This is a genomic window from Rhodobium orientis (assembly GCF_003258835.1).
GTDB classification, from domain to species: Bacteria; Pseudomonadota; Alphaproteobacteria; order Rhizobiales; family Rhodobiaceae; genus Rhodobium; species Rhodobium orientis.
Genome location: NZ_NPEV01000222.1, coordinates 1 through 242, shown reverse-complemented (window position 1 = coordinate 242; position 242 = coordinate 1). Strand labels below are relative to the sequence as shown.

General features: G+C 50.4%; 1 protein-coding gene. It reads right to left on the bottom strand.

All coding sequences use genetic code 11. The features are described 5' to 3' along the window. Positions 1-242: hypothetical protein (locus CH339_RS25935; RefSeq protein ID WP_210207420.1), on the bottom strand; the 242-nt coding region annotated here is incomplete at both ends.

Genomic DNA, 242 nt, shown 5'->3' with positions numbered 1-242 from the left:
CCGGCGTCAAGGACGGCTTTCACCCCTACCGGTACGGCGATATTCGGTGAACAATGGCCGATTTTAAAGCCGGACAGCGCCGGTTTTCCTTCAGAGGCGATATAATCTTGGAAAACCTCTTTTAATGTGAGCGACTTATCGCGTTTTTTCGGGATGCAGTTATGAAAATCGCACAGCAGGATGCCGGCGGCGTCCGATAATTTCCCGGCCATTTTTAATTGATTCAGCATCCGGTCGATTCG